Origin of the sequence: Nitratireductor sp. GZWM139 (assembly GCF_030068685.1) — a bacterium.
In the GTDB taxonomy this organism is placed as follows: Bacteria; Pseudomonadota; Alphaproteobacteria; order Rhizobiales; family Rhizobiaceae; genus Nitratireductor; species Nitratireductor aquimarinus.
Genome location: NZ_JAMQML010000004.1, coordinates 1 through 18152, shown reverse-complemented (window position 1 = coordinate 18152; position 18152 = coordinate 1). Strand labels below are relative to the sequence as shown.

At 60.3% G+C, this 18152-nt stretch carries 16 protein-coding genes and 1 tRNA gene; 8 read left to right on the top strand and 9 right to left on the bottom strand.

What is annotated here, in order from left to right; translation table 11 throughout:
• Positions 1-36: 36 nt before the first annotated feature.
• From NDI72_RS05855 to NDI72_RS05845, 3 genes are read right to left on the bottom strand one after another with little or no spacing between them, the layout of a single operon-like run.
• Positions 37-1302, bottom strand: coding sequence for an HlyC/CorC family transporter (locus tag NDI72_RS05855; RefSeq protein WP_113153332.1), 1266 nt, complete (start codon positions 1300-1302; stop codon positions 37-39).
• Positions 1299-2426 (bottom strand): 3-dehydroquinate synthase, encoded by a 1128-nt coding sequence (gene aroB, locus NDI72_RS05850; RefSeq protein WP_113153333.1) that lies wholly within the window; start codon positions 2424-2426, stop codon positions 1299-1301. Before aroB ends, NDI72_RS05855 begins: the two co-directional genes overlap by 4 nt.
• The gene (locus NDI72_RS05845; RefSeq protein ID WP_113153334.1) at positions 2423-3043 is read right to left on the bottom strand and encodes a shikimate kinase; all 621 of its coding nucleotides are present in this window, start codon (positions 3041-3043) and stop codon (positions 2423-2425) included. Before NDI72_RS05845 ends, aroB begins: the two co-directional genes overlap by 4 nt.
• 314 nt (positions 3044-3357) lie before the next feature.
• Here NDI72_RS05845 and NDI72_RS05835 point away from each other — a divergent pair, with 314 nt between their 5' ends.
• Both NDI72_RS05835 and NDI72_RS05830 read left to right on the top strand, forming a co-directional pair.
• Complete coding sequence (locus NDI72_RS05835; RefSeq protein WP_162742365.1) at positions 3358-4284, top strand: site-specific tyrosine recombinase XerD; 927 nt, start codon at positions 3358-3360, stop codon at positions 4282-4284.
• A 100-nt stretch (positions 4285-4384) separates the two neighbouring features.
• Positions 4385-5335, top strand: a complete 951-nt coding sequence (locus tag NDI72_RS05830) for an acetyl-CoA carboxylase carboxyltransferase subunit alpha (protein ID WP_113153337.1) — start codon at positions 4385-4387, stop codon at positions 5333-5335.
• Between the two features lie 109 nt (positions 5336-5444).
• On the opposite strand, the gene NDI72_RS05825 is transcribed toward NDI72_RS05830, so the two are convergent.
• From NDI72_RS05825 to NDI72_RS05815, 3 genes are read right to left on the bottom strand one after another with little or no spacing between them, the layout of a single operon-like run.
• Positions 5445-6179: an amino acid ABC transporter ATP-binding protein gene (locus NDI72_RS05825; protein WP_283799918.1), complete on the bottom strand. Its 735-nt coding sequence runs from the start codon at positions 6177-6179 to the stop codon at positions 5445-5447.
• A complete protein-coding gene (locus NDI72_RS05820) occupies positions 6176-6850 on the bottom strand; it encodes an amino acid ABC transporter permease (protein WP_113153339.1) in 675 nt (224 codons plus the stop codon). Before NDI72_RS05820 ends, NDI72_RS05825 begins: the two co-directional genes overlap by 4 nt.
• A 39-nt stretch (positions 6851-6889) precedes the next feature.
• On the bottom strand, positions 6890-7633 hold the full coding sequence (locus NDI72_RS05815) for an amino acid ABC transporter substrate-binding protein (RefSeq protein WP_113153340.1): 744 nt from the start codon (positions 7631-7633) through the stop codon (positions 6890-6892).
• Positions 7634-7692: 59 nt separating this feature from the next.
• Between NDI72_RS05815 and NDI72_RS05810 the strand changes: the two genes are divergently transcribed.
• The 3 genes from NDI72_RS05810 to NDI72_RS05800 all read left to right on the top strand — a co-directional run bounded on the left by NDI72_RS05810 (position 7693) and on the right by NDI72_RS05800 (position 9573).
• Positions 7693-7872, top strand: coding sequence for a hypothetical protein (locus NDI72_RS05810; protein WP_283799917.1), 180 nt, complete (start codon positions 7693-7695; stop codon positions 7870-7872).
• A gap of 208 nt (positions 7873-8080) precedes the next feature.
• Positions 8081-9340 carry a L,D-transpeptidase family protein gene (locus NDI72_RS05805; protein ID WP_283799916.1) on the top strand — a complete coding sequence of 420 codons (1260 nt, stop codon included), beginning with the start codon at positions 8081-8083 and terminating at the stop codon, positions 9338-9340.
• Positions 9341-9342: 2 nt separating this feature from the next.
• The gene (locus NDI72_RS05800) at positions 9343-9573 is read left to right on the top strand and encodes a sulfurtransferase TusA family protein (RefSeq protein ID WP_283799915.1); all 231 of its coding nucleotides are present in this window, start codon (positions 9343-9345) and stop codon (positions 9571-9573) included.
• Positions 9574-9908: 335 nt separating this feature from the next.
• Here NDI72_RS05800 and NDI72_RS05795 read toward each other — a convergent pair whose 3' ends face one another.
• Together NDI72_RS05795 and NDI72_RS05790 are read right to left on the bottom strand one after the other, a co-directional pair.
• The gene (locus NDI72_RS05795; protein ID WP_283799914.1) at positions 9909-10985 is read right to left on the bottom strand and encodes a CobW family GTP-binding protein; all 1077 of its coding nucleotides are present in this window, start codon (positions 10983-10985) and stop codon (positions 9909-9911) included.
• A gap of 4 nt (positions 10986-10989) precedes the next feature.
• The gene (locus tag NDI72_RS05790; RefSeq protein WP_283799913.1) at positions 10990-12129 is read right to left on the bottom strand and encodes a D-alanyl-D-alanine carboxypeptidase family protein; all 1140 of its coding nucleotides are present in this window, start codon (positions 12127-12129) and stop codon (positions 10990-10992) included.
• A 416-nt stretch (positions 12130-12545) separates the two neighbouring features.
• On the opposite strand from NDI72_RS05790, the gene NDI72_RS05785 reads away from it, so the two are divergent.
• Together NDI72_RS05785 and NDI72_RS05780 are read left to right on the top strand one after the other, a co-directional pair.
• Positions 12546-13709, top strand: a complete 1164-nt coding sequence (locus tag NDI72_RS05785; RefSeq protein WP_206994962.1) for a M20 aminoacylase family protein — start codon at positions 12546-12548, stop codon at positions 13707-13709.
• A gap of 114 nt (positions 13710-13823) precedes the next feature.
• Positions 13824-13900 (top strand) — tRNA-Arg (locus tag NDI72_RS05780).
• Between the two features lie 402 nt (positions 13901-14302).
• Here the strand turns inward: NDI72_RS05780 and NDI72_RS05775 are convergent.
• Positions 14303-15397, bottom strand: a complete 1095-nt coding sequence (locus tag NDI72_RS05775) for a porin (protein ID WP_283799912.1) — start codon at positions 15395-15397, stop codon at positions 14303-14305.
• 652 nt (positions 15398-16049) lie between these two features.
• Here NDI72_RS05775 and NDI72_RS05770 point away from each other — a divergent pair.
• On the top strand, positions 16050-17516 hold the full coding sequence (locus NDI72_RS05770) for a hypothetical protein (RefSeq protein ID WP_283799911.1): 1467 nt from the start codon (positions 16050-16052) through the stop codon (positions 17514-17516).
• Positions 17517-18152 lie beyond the last annotated feature (636 nt).

Below are 18152 nucleotides of genomic sequence, written 5' to 3'. Positions count from 1 at the left end.
AGGAGCAGCGATCACTGACAGGTCCAATCGCCCGGATCAGGCGAGCGGCCTGATCCGAAGTCTCGTGATGCGGTTCTTGTCGCGCTTCATGACGATGAAGCGCTTGCCGAAGAAGGTGAAGGCCTGCTTCTCGTCGGGAATGGTCTGCGTCTCGTGGATGACGAGACCGGCAATCGTGGTTGCCTCCTCGTCCGGCAGGTTCCAGTCGAGCGCGCGGTTCAGGTCGCGGATCGGCACGGAGCCTTCGACCACGATGGAGCCATCGGCCTCCTGCTTGACGCCCTGAACCTCCACATCGTGCTCATCGGCAATATCGCCGACGATTTCCTCGATGATGTCCTCAAGCGTGACCAGGCCTTCCACTTCGCCATATTCGTCGACGACGATGGCGATGTGCGCCTTGCGCCGCAGGAAGGCGTTGAGCTGGTCCTGCAGGGTTGTCGTGTCGGGCACGAACCACGGCTTTGAAGCGACCTTGGCAATGTCGATCCTGGAATAATCGTTCTGCACATCGCCCAGCGCGCGCAGGAGATCCTTGGCGTGGACGACGCCGACGATGTTTTCCGTGGAGCCCTTCCAGATGGGAATGCGCGTATAGGGGCTGCGCAGGATTTCACGCACCACCACTTCCGGCGCTTCGTCGGCATTGACGGAGCGCATGTTGGTGCGGTGGATCATCACGTCGGAAAGTTCCAGCTCGTGCAGGTCGAGCAGACCGCCAACGCGGTCGCGATCCTGCTTCACCACCGCGCCCTCGCGATGCAGAACCTCGACGGTGCCGCGCAGCTCCTCATGGGCGGAAAGCATGGATTCGCGGCTTTGCAGATCGACCCCGAAGATGGACAGGAGCAGCCGCACAATGCCGTTGGCGAGCGACGACAGGAGGCCGAACATCATCACCACGACGCGCGCGAAGGGCGACACGGTGAGCGCGAACTGCTCCGGCTTCGCAAGCGCCCAGGACTTGGGCAGGATTTCCGCGAAGATCACCAGAAGCACGGTCATGATGATGGTGGCGTAGACCACGCCGGCATCGCCGAAGAGCTTCAGGAACAGGCTGGTGGTGAGCGCCGAGGCAAGGATGTTGACCAGATTGTTGCCGATCAGCAATGCGCCGACAAGGCGGTCGCGACGCTGGATCAGGCGGTCGACAAGACCGGCGCGCGCGTCGCCATTGGCCTCCATGGTGTGCAGCCTGGCCCGCGAGACAGCGGTCATGCCGGTTTCGGTTCCTGAAAACAGGAAAGAGAGCGCGATCAGGCCCAGAATGATGCCGCCGGTGATCCACATCTCTGGTGTCATTGGGGAAGAGACTCCTCAAGGAAGGAAAGAACCTGGCTGGTCGGCACGTCTTTCGCCACGAAAGACTGGCCGATGCCGCGAGTGAGAATGAAGGTGAGCGCCCCGCGCGACACCTTCTTGTCCTGCGCGATATAGGTCAAAAGCTGCTCCGCGCCAGGGAGGCCGCCGGGAACATCGGAAAGCCGGGTCGGCAGGCCAACGGCTGAAAGATGCGCCTCAACGCGCCCGGCATCGTCGGGGCTCGCCAGATTGAGCCTGGCCGAGAAGCGATGCGCCAGCGCCATGCCGATAGCCACGCCTTCGCCATGCACCAGACGCGCGCTGTCATAGCCCGTGGCCGCTTCCAGCGCGTGACCGAAAGTGTGTCCGAGATTGAGCAGCGCGCGGTCGCCCATCTCCAGCTCGTCGCGCGCCACCACATCGGCCTTGGCCTGACAGGACTGCGCAATGGCTTCCACGCGCTCAGGCCCGCCATCGAACACCGCCTGCCAGTTCTTCTCCAGCCAGGCGAAGAAATCCGGCCGGTCGATCAGCCCGTATTTGGCGACTTCGGCATAGCCGGCGCGAAATTCGCGCGGTGGCAGCGTGTCGAGCACCGCCGTGTCGGCGATGACCAGCTGCGGCTGATGGAAGACGCCCACAAGGTTCTTGCCATGCGCCGTGTTGATGCCGGTCTTGCCGCCGACCGAGGAATCCACCTGTGCGAGAAGCGATGTCGGGGCCTGAACGAAGTGCATGCCACGCCGCACGATGCCTGCGGCGAAGCCCGCGAGATCGCCGACAACGCCACCGCCCAGCGGAATGACGATATCGCCGCGCTCCAGACGGGCGTCGAGAATGCCGGACACCACCTCTTCAAGCGTGGCGAAACGCTTCGAGCGCTCGCCGGGCGCAACGGTGATGGCGGTCGCCTCGATGCCGGCCGCTTCAAGCCCCGCCTGCAGCGTGGCGAGGTGACCTTCCGCGACATTGCTGTCCGTCACAATGGCGGCGCGCACGCCCGGAAGGCGGCGTGCAATTTCCTCACCCGCGCTCTGCAGAAGGCCGGGCCCGATCAGGATGTCATAGGCGCGCGCACCAAGCGAAACATTGACGGTGGCAAGCGCCTTCGTGGCATCGTTCATGACCGGCTTTCCTTCTGCTTTTCTTCTTCCCGTCGCCTTGCCTGCTCGCGCAGATGCTCATCGAGCGCGACGATGACCTCGCTGACGATGACATCCTTGGCCTCATCGCGCGAGTGCACGGTGATGTCGGATTCCTCGTAGAGTGGATAGCGCTCTTCCATGAGACGCCGCATCACGCCTTCGGGATCGCTGTTGTTCAGGAGCGGCCGGTGGGAACGGCGGCTGACCCGCTCCATCAAAGTGGGCAGATCGGCCTTGAGCCAGACGGAAACGCCCCGGCGCGCAACGGCACGGCGCGTCAGCGGGTTCATGAACGCGCCGCCGCCGGTGGAGACCACGCGCGGGCCGCTCTTCAGAAGCCTGGCGATCACGCGCCGCTCCAGCGAGCGGAACTCGGCCTCGCCATAGGTAGCGAACAGATCCGGCACCGTCATGCGGGAGACCGTTTCGATCTCGTGATCGCTGTCTATGAACGGAAGTTTCAGCGCATCGGCGACGCGACGGCCGATCACCGTCTTGCCGGCGCCCATGAGACCGACGAAGACAAGCGACCGCCTGCCCAGCCGGCGGGCCAGTTTCTCGGGATCGGGAACGGAAGGGTATTCGGTGACTGTCATACTCGCGCCTCTGTGCGCCGGTTTCGACACAAAAGCCGTGATCCGTCAAGCGATTGACAGGCTGGCGGTCCAGATACTTTCCCACATGCTTGCAATGAATGGGCCGGCACCCCATAAAACGCGCAGGGGCAGAAGAAACAGATCGGGTCTTGATGCATGCCGACACTTTTTCGGCTTTTGGTTATCGTGGCGATCCTGGTTGGCCTTGTTTACGGCGCCATGATTGCACTTGCGACATTCGTTGAACCGGAGACCGGCGAGATGAGCGTACGCGTTCCCGTGGACAGGCTAAACCCCACGCAATGACAATGAAGATCGGCAGCGGCGCGCGCATCGAAGCCTTTCTGGAAATGATGGCGGCCGAACGCGGTGCGAGCGACAACACGCTGGCCTCCTATCGCCGCGATCTGGAAGACGCCGCCCTGCACATCGCCGCCGGTGGAAACGCCCTTCAGGATGCGGGCGCGGACGAACTGCGCGATTTTCTGGGCGCGCTTTCGGCACAGGGGTTTGCCGCCACGACGCAGACGCGAAAGCTCTCTGCGCTAAGGCAGTTCTTTCAGTTCCTCTATGCGGAAGGTCTGCGCGGCGACGACCCGACGGGCGTTCTGGACAGCCCGAAAAAGGGGCGCGGCCTGCCAAAGACGCTGAGCGAGGAAGAGACCGGCCGCCTGCTCGAACAGGCCGAGACCGAAGCGCGCGAAGCCGCGAAAGGCGCGCCGGAGCATCTTGCCGCCGTCAGGCTGCATGCGCTTCTGGAAGTGCTCTATGCCTCGGGTCTGCGTGTCTCGGAGCTGGTAAGCCTGCCGGTAACCGTTGCGCTGCGCGATGAGCGCTTCTTCGCCGTGCGCGGCAAGGGCGGCAAGGAGCGCATCGTGCCCCTTTCGGGAAAGGCCCGCACCGCAATGCAGGCCTGGCTTTCCGTAAGAGCCGAAAAACCGGCCTGTGCGGAGAGCACCTGGCTGTTTCCGGCAAGCTCGGAAAGCGGGTATCTGCCGCGCCAGGTCTTTGCGCGGGAGTTGAAGAAAGTCGCCGCGCGCGCAGGCATAGAGACCTCCAAAATCTCTCCGCATGTGTTGCGTCACGCCTTTGCAAGCCATCTCCTGCAGAATGGCGCAGATCTGCGCGCAGTACAGGAATTGCTCGGCCATTCGGACATATCAACGACGCAAATCTATACGCATGTGCTTGAAAAACGCCTTGCCGAGCTGGTTCAAAAGCACCATCCGCTTGCCGATTAGCTTCATCAACGTTATGTGGAGCGTCACATTACCGGCGGCAGGCCGTGTTCAACCTAGAGATGCCTTTATCGCAGTGTCTCGTGTTCGATTTGGCGAGTGAATGTACAACTATCTCGATTTTGAAAAGCCCGTTGCCGATCTCGAAGGACAGATCCTCGAACTGAAAAAGCTCGCCGAAAGCGGTGAAGCGGTGGACGTTGCCGACGAGATCGCACGCCTTGAGAAGCGCTCCAAGGATGCGCTCATAGAAATCTACCGCTCCCTGACGCCGTGGCAGAAGGCCCAGGTGGCGCGCCATCCCGACCGGCCGCATTGCCTTGACTATGTGCGCGGCCTGTTCACCGATTTCACGCCGCTGGCCGGCGACCGCGCCTATGGCGAAGACAATGCCGTCATCGCCGGCTTTGCCCGGTTCAACGGCGAGTCCGTTGCGGTGCTCGGTCAGGAAAAGGGCAATGACACGCAGAGCCGCCTGAAGCACAATTTCGGCATGGCCCGTCCCGAAGGCTACCGCAAGGCGGTGCGCGTGATGGACCTGGCCGACCGCTTCGGCATTCCGCTGATCAGCATAGTGGACACGACCGGCGCTTATCCCGGCATTGGCGCGGAAGAGCGCGGCCAGGCCGAAGCCATCGCCCAGTCGACCTCCAGGTCCCTTGGCCTCAAGGTTCCGAACATTGCCGTCGTCATCGGCGAAGGCGGCTCGGGTGGCGCGATTGCCATCGCCACCGCCAACCAGGTCTACATGCTTGAGCATTCGATCTATTCGGTGATCTCGCCCGAGGGCGCGGCCTCGATCCTGTGGCGCGATGCATCGCGCGCCAAGGATGCGGCGACCAACATGAAGATCACTGCGCAGGATCTCATGAACCTGAAGGTGATCGACGGGATCATCCCCGAGCCCATCGGCGGCGCGCATCGCGGGCCGGAGAAGGTGCTCGAGGCGACGGCTGCCCAGATCGAGAAGGGCTTCGCCGAGCTTTCGGGCAAAGAGATGGATTACCGCGAGCACCGCCGCGAGAAGTTCCTCGCCATCGGCCGCACGCTCTAAGACACCCGGCGGTCAGGCGACCTCACCTGCCGCCCCCCGGTGAATACGAAAATGACAGAACGGGCCGCGTTTCATGGAAACGCGGCCCGTTCTGGTTTCGGGATCGAGGCTATCGCAAAACCTTGCGCAGGAATGCGCGGGTGCGTTGGTCTTTCGGGTTGCTGAAGATCGCCTCGGGCGGCCCCTGCTCGACGATCCGCCCGCCATCCATGAACAGAATGCGGTCTGCAATGTCGCGGGCAAACTGCATCTCATGCGTGACGATCAGCATGGTCTGGCGCGCATCCGCGACGCGTTTCAGAAGCTGAAGAACTTCGTCCACCCACTCCGGATCAAGCGCCGATGTGGGTTCATCGATCAGCATGATCTCGGCTTCCGCCGCCATGGCGCGGCCGATGCCGACGCGCTGCTGCTGGCCGCCTGACAGGGAGGCCGGATAGCTCTGCGCCTTGTCGGCAAGACCGATGGTCGCGAGGATTTCTTCGGCGCGGGCATAGGCCCTCGCCTTTTCCCAGCCGCGAACCGTGATCAGCCCTTCGGCGATGTTGTCGCGCGCGGTCTTGTTGGCAAACAGCGCGTAGTTCTGGAACACGAAGGATGTCTGCCGCCTGAGGGCGAGCCTGTCGGCAGGTTTTGCGCTGGCCGCATCCACCGTGACCGGCCCCACCGTGATCGTTCCCGCATCGGGCGTTTCCAAAAAATTCAGCGAGCGCAGCAGGGTGGACTTGCCGGTGCCGGACGGGCCGATGATGGCAACCCGTTCACCCGCCTGGATATCGAGATCGATGCCATCGAGAACGGTGTTCTCGCCGAAACGCTTGGTGAGCCCCTTGACCGAAATCATCGCGCCACCGCCTTTCCGAGCCGCGCCTCAAGCTGCCGCTGAACGATCGTCAGAGCCTCGACAATCACCCAGTAGATGAGCGCCACCAGGATGAAGGCCTCGAAATAGAGAAAGCTGCCGGCGGCCTCTTTCTGCGCCGCGCCCATCAGCTCCGTCACGCCCAGCGTGAAGGCAAGCGATGTGCTCTTGATGATATCGACGAAGTAATTGACCAGCGTGGGCGCGGCGATGCGCGCGGCCTGCGGCAACACGATGCGGCGCATCATCTGCGGCGTGGTCATGCCCACGGACAGAGAGGCTTCCCACTGGGAGCGGTCGACGCCGAGAATGGCGGCGCGGATGCTCTCGGCCATGTAGGCGGCGAAATGCAGCGTGATGCCCATGATCGCAGCTGTCACGCCATTGATGGCGGTCAGCGACGAGAAGACCTGCGGCAGGCCGTAATAAAACAGGAACAGCTGCACCAGTAACGGCGTGCCGCGAAAGAAGCTGATGAAGAACTGCACGAAACCATCGAGCAGCGGCACACGCATGACGCGGACAACGGCCATGAGCGAGGCAAGCACCAGCGCGAGGATCATGGCCACCGACGCCATGGCAAGCGTCAGCGGCACATATTTGAGAAGCACGGGGACAAGCCCCAGCATGTATTCGAGATCAAGCGGCCTCATGGTCCCCGCCTCTCATGCTCTATAGACAGGCTTGATCACCTATCGGGTGATGTCGGCGGCAAACCATTTTTGCGAAATCTCGGTGAGCTTGCCGTTCTCCTTCAGCGTGGCGATGGCCGCATTCACGCGGTCGCGCAGGGCCTTGCCCTCATCGTCATTGCGGAAAGGAAGCGCGTTGCGCAGTTCGGAGAAGGGCTTGCCGGCGAGCGCCAGCGGCAGCGGCGTTTCCTTGATCACCTGGGTGGCGCTGACCCGGTCCATGACGAAAGCGTCGACACGGCCGAGCGCCGTCTCCTGCTCCAGATTGCTCTCATAGGTCTTGATGTCGATCTCGTCGGCATAGGGCAGTTCACGCAGAAGCGCCTCGAAATTGGAGCCCAGGTTGACGGCCACGGTGCGCCCCTTCAGGCTTTCCGGTCCGGTGATCTCGGTCTCGTTGCCCTTCTTCACCACCACCTGCGCACCGTCGATCACATAGGGCTGCGAGAAGGCAAACCTGGCCTCGCGCTCCGGCGTGATGGTGATCTGATTGGCGATGGTGTCGATCCGGTTGGATTCGAGCGCGCCGATCAGACCCGAAAAGCTCATCGTGACGAATTCAACTTCATCGCCCGTTTCCTCGGCGACGGCGTTCAGGACATCGACCTCGAAGCCCTGCAGCTTATCCTGCTTGACGAAGGTGAAGGGGAAATAGCCGCCGGACATGCCGACGCGGATCGTCTCGGCATGAGACGCCGAAACGGTGGCGGCGAGGACGGCTGCTGCAAATGCCAGTTTACGCATTGAGTTCTCCAGGGCGCGTTGCGCGCCAATCCGATTGATGAGTGCCGGGAAAATAGGGATTGGAGAAGATTTTTCTATGGGTCGCCGATACAGCGAAATCAGAAAGCAAAAATTTTGTCGAAAGCTTCAAAATGGAGAAAAACACACCCAACCATGCGCGGAGCGGCGAGCATATTTTCAACGTCAGAATAGCGACGCAAACCCGCAGACAACCGGGCTTCCGCACAACCGTCGGCTAACGACAAGGCTTGCACGGAGGCCTTTCCTCGCCTAAAAGCCGCGAAAAGGCCATAAATACAGACAAAATGCCGCGAAATGGTCACAGCATGGCTTCATTGCATGGTGCGATCGGTAATCTTTTAGAAAGCATAAGGCTTCATTTTCTATAAGCAGAATGCCAATCTAAGTTCTCCGCGCGGGGGCCAATAGGCGGGACACGAAATACCCATGACACGCCTGATCAAATATGCCTTTCTCATGTCGGCAGCGATTGCGCTGACCGCCTGCAACGAAACGCTTGAAGACATCGCGCCCAAGGCCGAGCGGCAGCTGCCGTCTCGCGTCGTTCAGACGATGAAGGCCAAGGGGATGAGCAAGACCTCTCCCGTGATGATGCGCATCTTCAAGGAAGAGGGAAAGCTGGAAGTCTGGAAGGCCAAGCAGAATGGCCGCTACGACGTCATCGCCAGCTATGACATCTGCAAATGGTCGGGCCAGCTCGGGCCGAAATTCACCGAGGGTGACCGCCAGGCGCCGGAAGGTTTCTACACCGTCCGTCCGGGGCAGATGAATCCGAAGTCCAGCTATTACCTCGCCTTCAACATCGGCTTCCCGAACGCCTATGACCAGGCGAACGGCCGCACCGGCAAGCATCTGATGGTGCACGGCGCCTGCTCTTCGGCCGGCTGCTATTCGATGACCGACGAACAGATTTCCGAGATCTACGCGTTTGCCCGCGATTCCTTCAAGGGCGGGCAGCGGGAGTTTCAGGTTCAGGCGTTTCCCTTCCGCATGACGGCGGAAAACATGGCGCGCTACCGCAACGACCCGAATTACGATTTCTGGAAGATGCTCAAGGTCGGCTACGACCATTTCGAGCTGACCAAGGTTCCGCCAAAGGTGGATGTCTGCGGCAAGCGCTACGTGTTCAACAGCGAGCCCGCAAATGGCGGCAAATTCTCGCCGGCGGCATCCTGCCCGCCGATGAGCCAGCCGGAATCGCTTCTGACCGCCTACAAGCAGCATCAGGCAAAATACGACTTCGCCTTCAATGCAGCGCTCAAGAAGCAGTCCTCGTCCAAGCAGTCGGAGACGATTGCCGGACACAGCGAGGCGCGCCTCGTGGCTGACTGGAGCAAGCGCCGCGCGCGCGGCGAGAAGGTTTCGCGCCTGCCGCCGAACATTCCTTCGCCAACCGCCGTTGCCGAAGCACCGGAAGCAGCGCCCACGCCAGCCGTTGCGGCAACGGCCTCTGCCTACACGGCCGAGCCTGCCTCGCGGCTTCAGACGGCTCTGGAAGCCGTGACAGGCGAGCAGCAGGAAGAGACGACGACCGCGGCGACCGAGACGCCGGCTGCGGGCACGGTTCCAAGCCCCGCACCACGGCCGAACACCAGCCCCGAACGCACGGCATCCGTCCCGGCTCCCGAAGCGGGCAGTCAGGGCACCTCGCTGCGCCGGCGCATCCAGAACCTGTTCAGCCGCTGAGCGTGACGGTCATCGCCGAAACATACGACCTCAAGGGGCTGAACTGCCCCTTGCCGGTGCTCCGCGCCAGGAAGCGCCTTGCCGGCATGGCGACGGGCGAGCAACTGTGGCTTGAAACCACCGACCCGCTGGCCGTGATCGACATTCCCGCCTTTTGCAATGAGAGCGGGCACCTGCTGGTGGAGAGCGAAGCGACGCCGGACGGGCACCGCTTTCTCATCGAGCGGGGCTAGAGCGTTTCCGCTTTTGCTGGAATTGCGAAAACGCTCTGATTTATTGTTTTTGCGCAATTCCGGACGGAAAACCGGTTCCCACTTTTCCTGAAACTGCTGTAGATCGCCGTGCGTGGTTCGACAGGCTCACCATGAGGGATGGAGAGCCTGACAGAGCGTCTCAACCAGAGGCGTCGCCGCAGGTTTCACAACCAGCGCCATCCCTCATCCAATGCCATCCCTCATGGTGAGCCTGTCGAACCACGCACGACATCACTGTATCAGCTGTCGCGCACCGTCTCCCCCACGGGGGACGATCAGCGCTTAATCGGGCATCGAAGGCGAGAGCGCGTCTGTCAGCGCCGGAAACCGGCGATGGCGAGAGGGTTGTCTTCCAGCGCGGCCCTGTCGGGCGTATCCACCCTTGCCTCGCCCACAAAGGCTGAGAACAGCCCGCGTATATAGCGCTCGTCCAGTCCGGCTCCGATGATCACCAGGCGCACGCCGCGTGTCTCGTCGGGCCAGGCAGGCAGCCAACGCGGCTCGTGCAGCACCTGACGAACGCCCTGCACCACGAGCGGCCTTTCCGGATTTTCAACCAGCTCGACAAGTCCTTTCAGCCGCAGGATCTGCGCCCCGCACTGGCTGCGCAGGAGGTCGAGAAAACCTTCAAGCGCCGCGCCGCCGATAGGCCGGTCATGCGTGAGCAGGATCGTGTCGAACGCCGCGCTGTGCGCGTGATCATGGTCGTGGTCGTGGTCGTGGTCGTGATGATCATGGCCATGGTGATGGTGCATCGCCTCGGCGGCGCGCGCACCGATATCCAGCGCGCTGCAATCGATGACCGCCACCGGCTCCAGCTCGGCGGCAATGAGCGGTTCGAGCCCGGGCGCAAGCGTGGCAAGCTGCGCCTTCAGGCGAGACAGGGTCGCGGCATCGGCCATGTCCACCTTTGTCAGGAGCAGCCTGTCAGCCACCGCCACCTGATGGCGGGCCTCTTCATGCGCTTTCAGGGTTTCCAGCCCATGCACCGCATCAACCAGCGTCACGACGCCATCCAGCCGGAAGCGCGCGGCCAACGCCGGATGCGCCGCCAGCGCCTGCAGCACAGGCACCGGATCGGCAAGGCCGGTGGTCTCGATCACCACGCGCTTCAACGCATCCGCGCGCCCGTCCGACAGGCGCTCATCAAGCCCGAGAAGCGTGTCCACCAGCGCCCCGCGCACGGTACAGCACAGACATCCATCGGAGAGTTCGATGACACCGTCGGACGCTTCTTCCACCAGCAGGTGATCGATGCCGACTGCGCCGAATTCATTGACGATGACGGCGGTATCGGAAAGAGCCGGATCGCGCAGCAACCGGTTGATCAGGGTCGTCTTGCCGGCCCCGAGAAAGCCGGTGACCAGCGTGAGCGCTATTTTTGCGGCCATCGCCTCAGCCACCCTGCCCCGTTTCGGCCGTGGCGCTCTTGAACGGGTAATCGGGCCGTGGCGTGGGGATGGGCACATCTGCAAAACGCGGCACCGAAGGCGCAGGGCCGGTCGCTCCGCCCAGACCGATCGTCACGGCGCGCGGCTCATGATCCATCGCCGTGAGATAGGGCGAACGCTGCACAAGCATGCCGTCATCATCACCGCGCTCATAACGGGCCTTCACCGCAGCTTCCGAGCAGATCTGCGGTCGCAGGTCGACAGCGACGTTCCGGCCATTGCCATAGGGTGCGAAATTCTGAAGCGAGGGCGCAACCGCGCCCTGAATCTGGAACCCTTCAGCCAGAAGGCGTGCAGCCTCCTCGCCGCGCTCCACCTGGGAGGGCGCGCCAAGAACGATGGTCGCCAGTGTGCGCCCGTTGCGCGTGGCCGTGGCTGCCAGATTGAACCCGGACGAGCAGATATAGCCCGTCTTCATGCCGTCAGCGCCGGGGAAACGGCCAACCAGCCAGTTGTAGTTCGGCAGAATCTTGTCGCCAGCGCGCACGGCTTCCATCGAGAAATAATGCGCATGCTGCGGAAACTCGGTGCGAATGGCGCGCACCAGAAGGGCGAGATCACGCGCCGTCGTGTATTGCTCGGTGGAGAACAGGCCGTGCGGGTTCACATAATTCGTGCCGGTCATGCCCAGCTTGCGGGCGGCGGCGTTCATGCGCTCGGCAAACGCGCCCACCGATCCGCCGACATTCTCGGCAATCGCCGTCGAAACGTCGTTGGCGGACTTCACCATGATCAGCTTGATGGCGTTGTCGAGGGTCAGAACAGAGCCCGCCGGATAGCCCATCTTGCTCGGGGGCTCGCGGGTGGCTTTCTTGCTGATGGTGATCGGCGAGTTGAACTGCAACTCACCCTTCTGCACTGCCTCGAAGGCCACATAGGCCGTCATCAGCTTGGTAATGGAAGCCGGGTACCAGCGCTGGAACGCATCTTCATGCGACAGAACCCTGCCACTGTTGACGTCGATCACGATCGTCGGCCCGGCGGATGCCGGTGCGACTGCCGCCACCATCCCCATCACTGCCCCGGCCACAGTCCCGGCCACAGTCCCGGCCACGATCGGCGTGACCACCCTTGAGAAACACATGCGCTTTATCCGAATTTCATATCCGCCTGCATCGTCAGGCGCTCTCGTTGTCCTACGTGCCGATGACACTTTTTCGACGGGCGGCGTCAATCCTGTCCGGCCTGTCCAGATCAGCCCGGGCATTTAACGCGAAGCTGAAGCTTATAGCAAAAAACCGTGCATCCCGTCGCCCGAAATGCCGATGCCTGCGATACCCGAATACGCAAAGCCCCGTCTGGTCCAAACGGATCGGCTTGCAATCAGGCATCGCCACATCTTACCTATTCCCGATCTCGGAAAGACGTCCCGGCAGGGCGCGCCGCCATCCGACAACCACGCCACCGCAAAGCCCGCCATGCGGCATTCCAACGGAACGACCACAATCGGCCGACAATGAAATCCGAATGCAGGCAAAATTTTGAAGGGAACCGCAAGTCATGCCCATTTTGAACCGTTCTGCCGAATTGCAGCCGGAAATCGCCGAATGGCGGCGCGATCTCCATCGCAATCCCGAACTTCTCTTCGATGTGCATCGCACCGCCGCCTTCGTGGCGGAGAAGCTCGCGGAATTCGGCTGCGATGAAGTGGTGACCGGGCTCGGCCAGACGGGCGTGGTCGGCATCATTCAGGGCAATCTCGGCGAAGGCCCCACCATCGGCATGCGCGCCGACATGGATGCCCTGCCGATGACCGAGATGACGGGCAAGCCCTGGGCTTCCACCGTGCCCGGCAAGATGCATGCCTGCGGCCATGACGGGCACACGGCCATGCTTCTGGGCGCAGCAAAATATCTGAGCGAGACGCGCAATTTCAAAGGCCGCGTTGCGGTGATCTTTCAGCCCGCCGAAGAGGGCGGCGGCGGCGGCAACGAAATGGTGAAGGACGGGATGATGGACCGTTTCGCCATCGAGCGCGTGTTCGGCATGCACAATCTGCCGGGCCTGCCGGTCGGCGAGTTCGCCATCTGCCCCGGCCCGATCATGGCGGCGACGGCCGAGTTCGTGATCACGGTGAAAGGGCGCGGCGGACACGCCGCCATGCCGCACATGGTTGTCGACCCGATCCTGGCGGCCAGCCAGATCGTGACGGCGCTGCAGAGCATCGCATCACGCAATGTGCATCCGCTTGATTCGGTCGTCGTGTCGGTGACGAAGTTCCATGCCGGCGATGCGCTGAACGTCATCCCCGACACGGTGGAGCTTGCCGGCACCGTACGCACCCTCAAGAAAGAGGTGAACGCGGACGCCGAAAAGCGCATGCGCACCATCTGCGAAGGCGTTGCCGCCGCCCATGGCGCGGAGGTGGATGTGTATTATGATTCCAACTATCCCGTGACCTTCAACCATGCCGAGGAAACGGTTTTCGCCAGCGGCGTCGCCAGCGACGTGGCGGGTGCGGCGCAGGTCGACACCAATGTCACCCCGACCATGGGCGGCGAGGATTTTTCCTACATGCTGGAGGCGCGCCCCGGCGCGTTCATCTTCATCGGAAACGGCGACAGCGCAGCGCTTCACAACACGCGCTACGACTTCAACGACGAAGTGATTCCCCATGGCGTGAGCTATTGGGTGCGCCTCGCCGAAAAGGCGCTCGCGGCCTGAAGCTCCTGAAAAGCGCATGACCATAAAGGCTGTGGCAGGCAATGCCTGCCACAGGGGGATCATGCCATTTCATTCTTGGCGAAGCGGCCTCATCGCGTTATGAGAGGCGTCAGCGGTCCCGTAGCTCAGCAGGATAGAGCATCAGATTCCTAATCTGAGGGTCACAGGTTCGAATCCTGTCGGGATCGCCACTCAAACAATTGAAAATAAATATAAAAACATAAAATAGGCTGTGCGCATTAGAGCTCAAATTCGTCCATTTGCGAACGCCTACCGAGTTTCTACCGAATAACGCGAATCATTTCAAAGCATCTCAAAGCCCCCTACCTGAGAGCCCTTAGGAGCAGCGGATACTAGATATCGTTCTTACCCGTGAGCAAAAACAAGGGCGAGGTACGGAGATCTCTTTTTGCTTCATTTCTCGCTGCGAGTTGCCAAGAAACCAAGCGCCCACAGTCTAGCTGAGGTCAAGCATGACAATTATTCTAGAGTTCAACGGATCTCCAACCTGAAATCAAAAACAATGCTATTTACCTCAGACAGAAAAAGGCCCGGCAAATGCCGAGCCTTTCTCAAAACACTGCAGCTTCTGATTAGAAGTCGCGCTGGAAGCGCAGGAAGCCGTGAACCTGATCGACATCGCCTACTGGCGTGTCAAACTGGGTGTAGTTGACTGCGAGCTTCGCATTGAAGTTCTTGACGATCTCATAGTCGATGGTCGTGCCAATATTCCATGCGTCGACATCTCCGAACACACCGTGAGCAACGTCGCTGTAGTAGGCACCGCCAAGCGAAGCGGTCAGCTTCGGCGTAGCCTTGAAGCCAAGCACACCAGCCAGCGACCATTCAGCACCGACGTTTGCGCCGAAGGGAACGACGCCGTCAAACGGATCAACCGAATAGAAGCTGATGCCGCTTTCATACTGAGCAAGACCCTGGATGAAGAAGCGATCGGTAAGGTTCGCCTTGACGATACCCTTGACTGCGAATTCTTCAGCCGTTGCATCGTAAGCGGCATAGAGGTCTGCAGAGCCCCAGCCCTGCGCAATGCCAACCTTACCGACAACATTCGGGGTCCAGTCGTAGTTCTTGTCAGCCTCTTCGAGCATAACGGCAAAGGTGACGCCATTACCTGCTGCGAAATTGTAGCCAATGAAGTGAACGCGCGACGTCGGTGCGAAGCCAAGATCCTGTTCGCCGTGAAGGCCGGTATCGAAGATCGAGTCGGACATACCCATGGAGAGGCCACCGAGCGAGATCACTGCCTGCTGCAGGTCCACACCCGAACTGGTCACACCATGCGAGTAAGCATCGCCATCATTCAAACCGACAAAGCTTGTCGGAGCCGTCGACTTGCTGGTGCCGCGCAGCTTGATCCACGCGCCAAGCGTACCATACTCCGTCTCGGAACGGGCATCGAGATTGATCTCGGCACGACCGTACTTATCCCACCCCTCCTGGTCGGAAACATCACCATCGGAAAAGCCGATCTGATAACGAACCATACCGCTGATCTTCAGGCAGGTTTCGGTGCCCGGGATGTAGAAGAAACCTGCGCCGTAGACGTCGCAAACGCGAACGTATTCCATCGGCTCCGGCTCCGGAACGATGATCGGATCAGCAGCGTGGGCGCTGGTGGCAGCAGCTGCGAGAGCTGCGGAGCCGATGAGAAGGCTCTTGAGTTTCATGTGTGACCTCCAAAGTCAAACTTACATTCGAAAGTGAAGAGCCTGTAATCCAGACCCCCGTGAAAAGACGTGTGATTCACCCCTCTTTCCGGAGGCATTAATCATCGCCTACCGGTTGAAGGCAAGCACTAGGTAGCCAAATTGACGGCAGTTGGGTGGGGATGTGGCGACGGCGTGGCAAAAATGCTACACATCCTCCACTGACATTAACCTCTTGTTTACGAATTGACCGCTTTCGGGGCTTGAAGCGATATAGACCGGTGCGTTTGGTTCTGATTTATTGGGTTTCTCGACCTCCAGTCGAGATGCGCCCCCAGTCAACGGTTCCATTTCCTGCGGAGCTGCGGGCTGGGTGGCGCGTTTGGATTAAGCGGTGCTCCTGTTATTATGGGTTCGGATGTCAGTGGCCTTTCAAGAGATCGTCTCGCCTCAGGCGTCTCCGTCTAGCGAGAGTACTGTCGTCACATATTTGACGACAAAGCTGAAGGTAAAAGCCCCGTCCCTGCGAAAGCGACAGCTGCTGCTTGACGCAATGCGTCGCTCTCACCTGGCTTTCGATAAGTTGCTACGTAAATTCTCGGATGACGCTGATGCGGCTATACAACTGTCAGCTCCTAAGCGCCGGACTGCGCTACGGGAGTTGCAGCAGCGAATGTCACAGTACGTTAAGCCGATGCCCCTTGGATCCGGCGCAAAGCACTCTGTGGTGCTTGACGCGATTGCTCAGATCGACGGGTATCTAGCTAGCCGTCATAAGAATGTTGCTGAGGCTTATCCTTCCGCACGACGTATTCGTACCGGTGCGGCACATCAGGAAACGGCATTAGATGCGCTGGTTGATGCCCGCGATTTGAAGGAAGAGATTCAAGCGCGAAATGCCTTGTTGCGCCAGCAGCGGGCAGGTTCATTGCGGCCACTATCGTTTTATAGAAATCGGCCGACCGACGGATCGCTCGTGCTCTCAGATGGCAAGGGTCGCCTGTTTGTTTTTATGAATCTCCTTCCGCGCGGTGCGCGTCGCGGCAGGGTCGTTACTCTGGATGGGTTGATAGATATTAGAACCGGTACCGAGGTTCGCGGTTCTTTTCGCACTGGAATTCTTCTACCGTTGGAGCTTGGGGCCTGGCAAAGAGATAAGTTTCTTCGTAGCGGCATGCTCCAGATGATGCGACTGATCAAAAGCGAAGATGGCTTTTACATCGCGGCTACATTCAAGTTTGAAGCGCCCGCTGTCGACACACCTAATTTCTTGGGGGTTCATCGAGGTGTTGATCCACTCATAGCGTGGACAGTGACCGATCATCAGGGGAAGCCGTTGGCAAGCGGGCGTGCGGACGGCCATAAGTTGCTCTCTCTACAGAAGAGGGAGGAGGCTCATCAGAAAGCCTCGCAACGCAAGGGGCAGCACTACTACTCCAGAACTCGCTCAGCGACAGCTCAGGAAGAGACCCACAAAGCCGCAAATTTACTCGCTGACATTGCGCGTCAGTTTAATGCAAGGGTCGTTTTTGAAGATGTGTCCGGATTGATGAGGGTTAAGGGTGGCCCACATCAGCCATGGCGTCGTCGCGTCTTGCAGCGAGCGCAGTACGCCGCCCTGGAGAAAAGGGTTGCCTACAGGGTCAGGATGCTCGGGCACACTTCAATCCAGGGCGGGCAACCTTATCTCACAGTATCGTCTTTTTCTGCACGGAACTTGTGCCCAGGGTGCGCAGGCAAGCTGGCCCCACCTGAGACTTCGGTTGGTGTACTGGTTTGCCGTGACTGCGGGGATCGGTTTTGGCGCGAAGAAACGGCAGCTGCGATTACCGCAGCAAAAGGGGTGCATTTGATGACGGTGGTGCGTGGTCGAAAGAAAGGGGACCATCTCGCCGTTGAGGACAAGTTTAAGGAGTGGTTTGAGACTAACAGGGGGCACCGGTCTGGTTCCAGGCTTGGCTATGATGTCCCCGGTCTGAATTGTTCGCGTATCACTGGCACTAAGCCGGGTTGCGGCAATTTTGGATCGAAGCAGTCGCACGGCGAAAAATCCGAGGGCGCAAGCTCGCCTAGGGATGACCAGAAGTCACTCGCCGAATACCGCATCAGGAAGACGTCAGAGTCCGCTCGAAGAGAGTGACTTTCGTCAACTTGGTGCGATATGCGTGCGTTCATGGCAGACTCGCATTTAGAATGATCGAGCGATTGCAACGCAGTGAAACGAAAGGCTGCATTACCCTCCCGATAGCACCCATCCCGTCGTGGTCGCCATCAGGAATGGGGTTGACGATGGGAGTGCCCGCATAGGCTTTTCATCCGCCAGGCCAGTATGGCATGGCGGCGACTTTAGTCGGAAAAGCGGGCATTCACATCGTCACTGAGCGAGAGGCTCCAGAACTATTTTTTGTGACTACGGAGCCCTTCTTTTTTCGAGACACGTGGCTCGAAAAAGGATTGGTCGGAGTGTCAGAAAAAATCGTTTTGGAGTAAGCGAAGGAAACCCCACTCCGTACACAACAAAAAAGCCACCTCATTTTCGAAGCGGCTTTCCGCGTTTTTATCTCCACTTTCGTGGAGAATTCCGCCTGTCCGGCGGCAATGTGATAGTCAGAAAGCTCGATAGCTTGCGCTGTCAGTGATTTCCGTACGTACTCTATGCCGCTTACTCAGCGGTAAGGTAGGTATATGGTTGCCCGGATCACCGAGCTCGTCAACACCCCCGCTGAAAGAAGTAAGCGGTGCGCCGGTCACACTGCCTGGTCGTAGTTCCATGGCA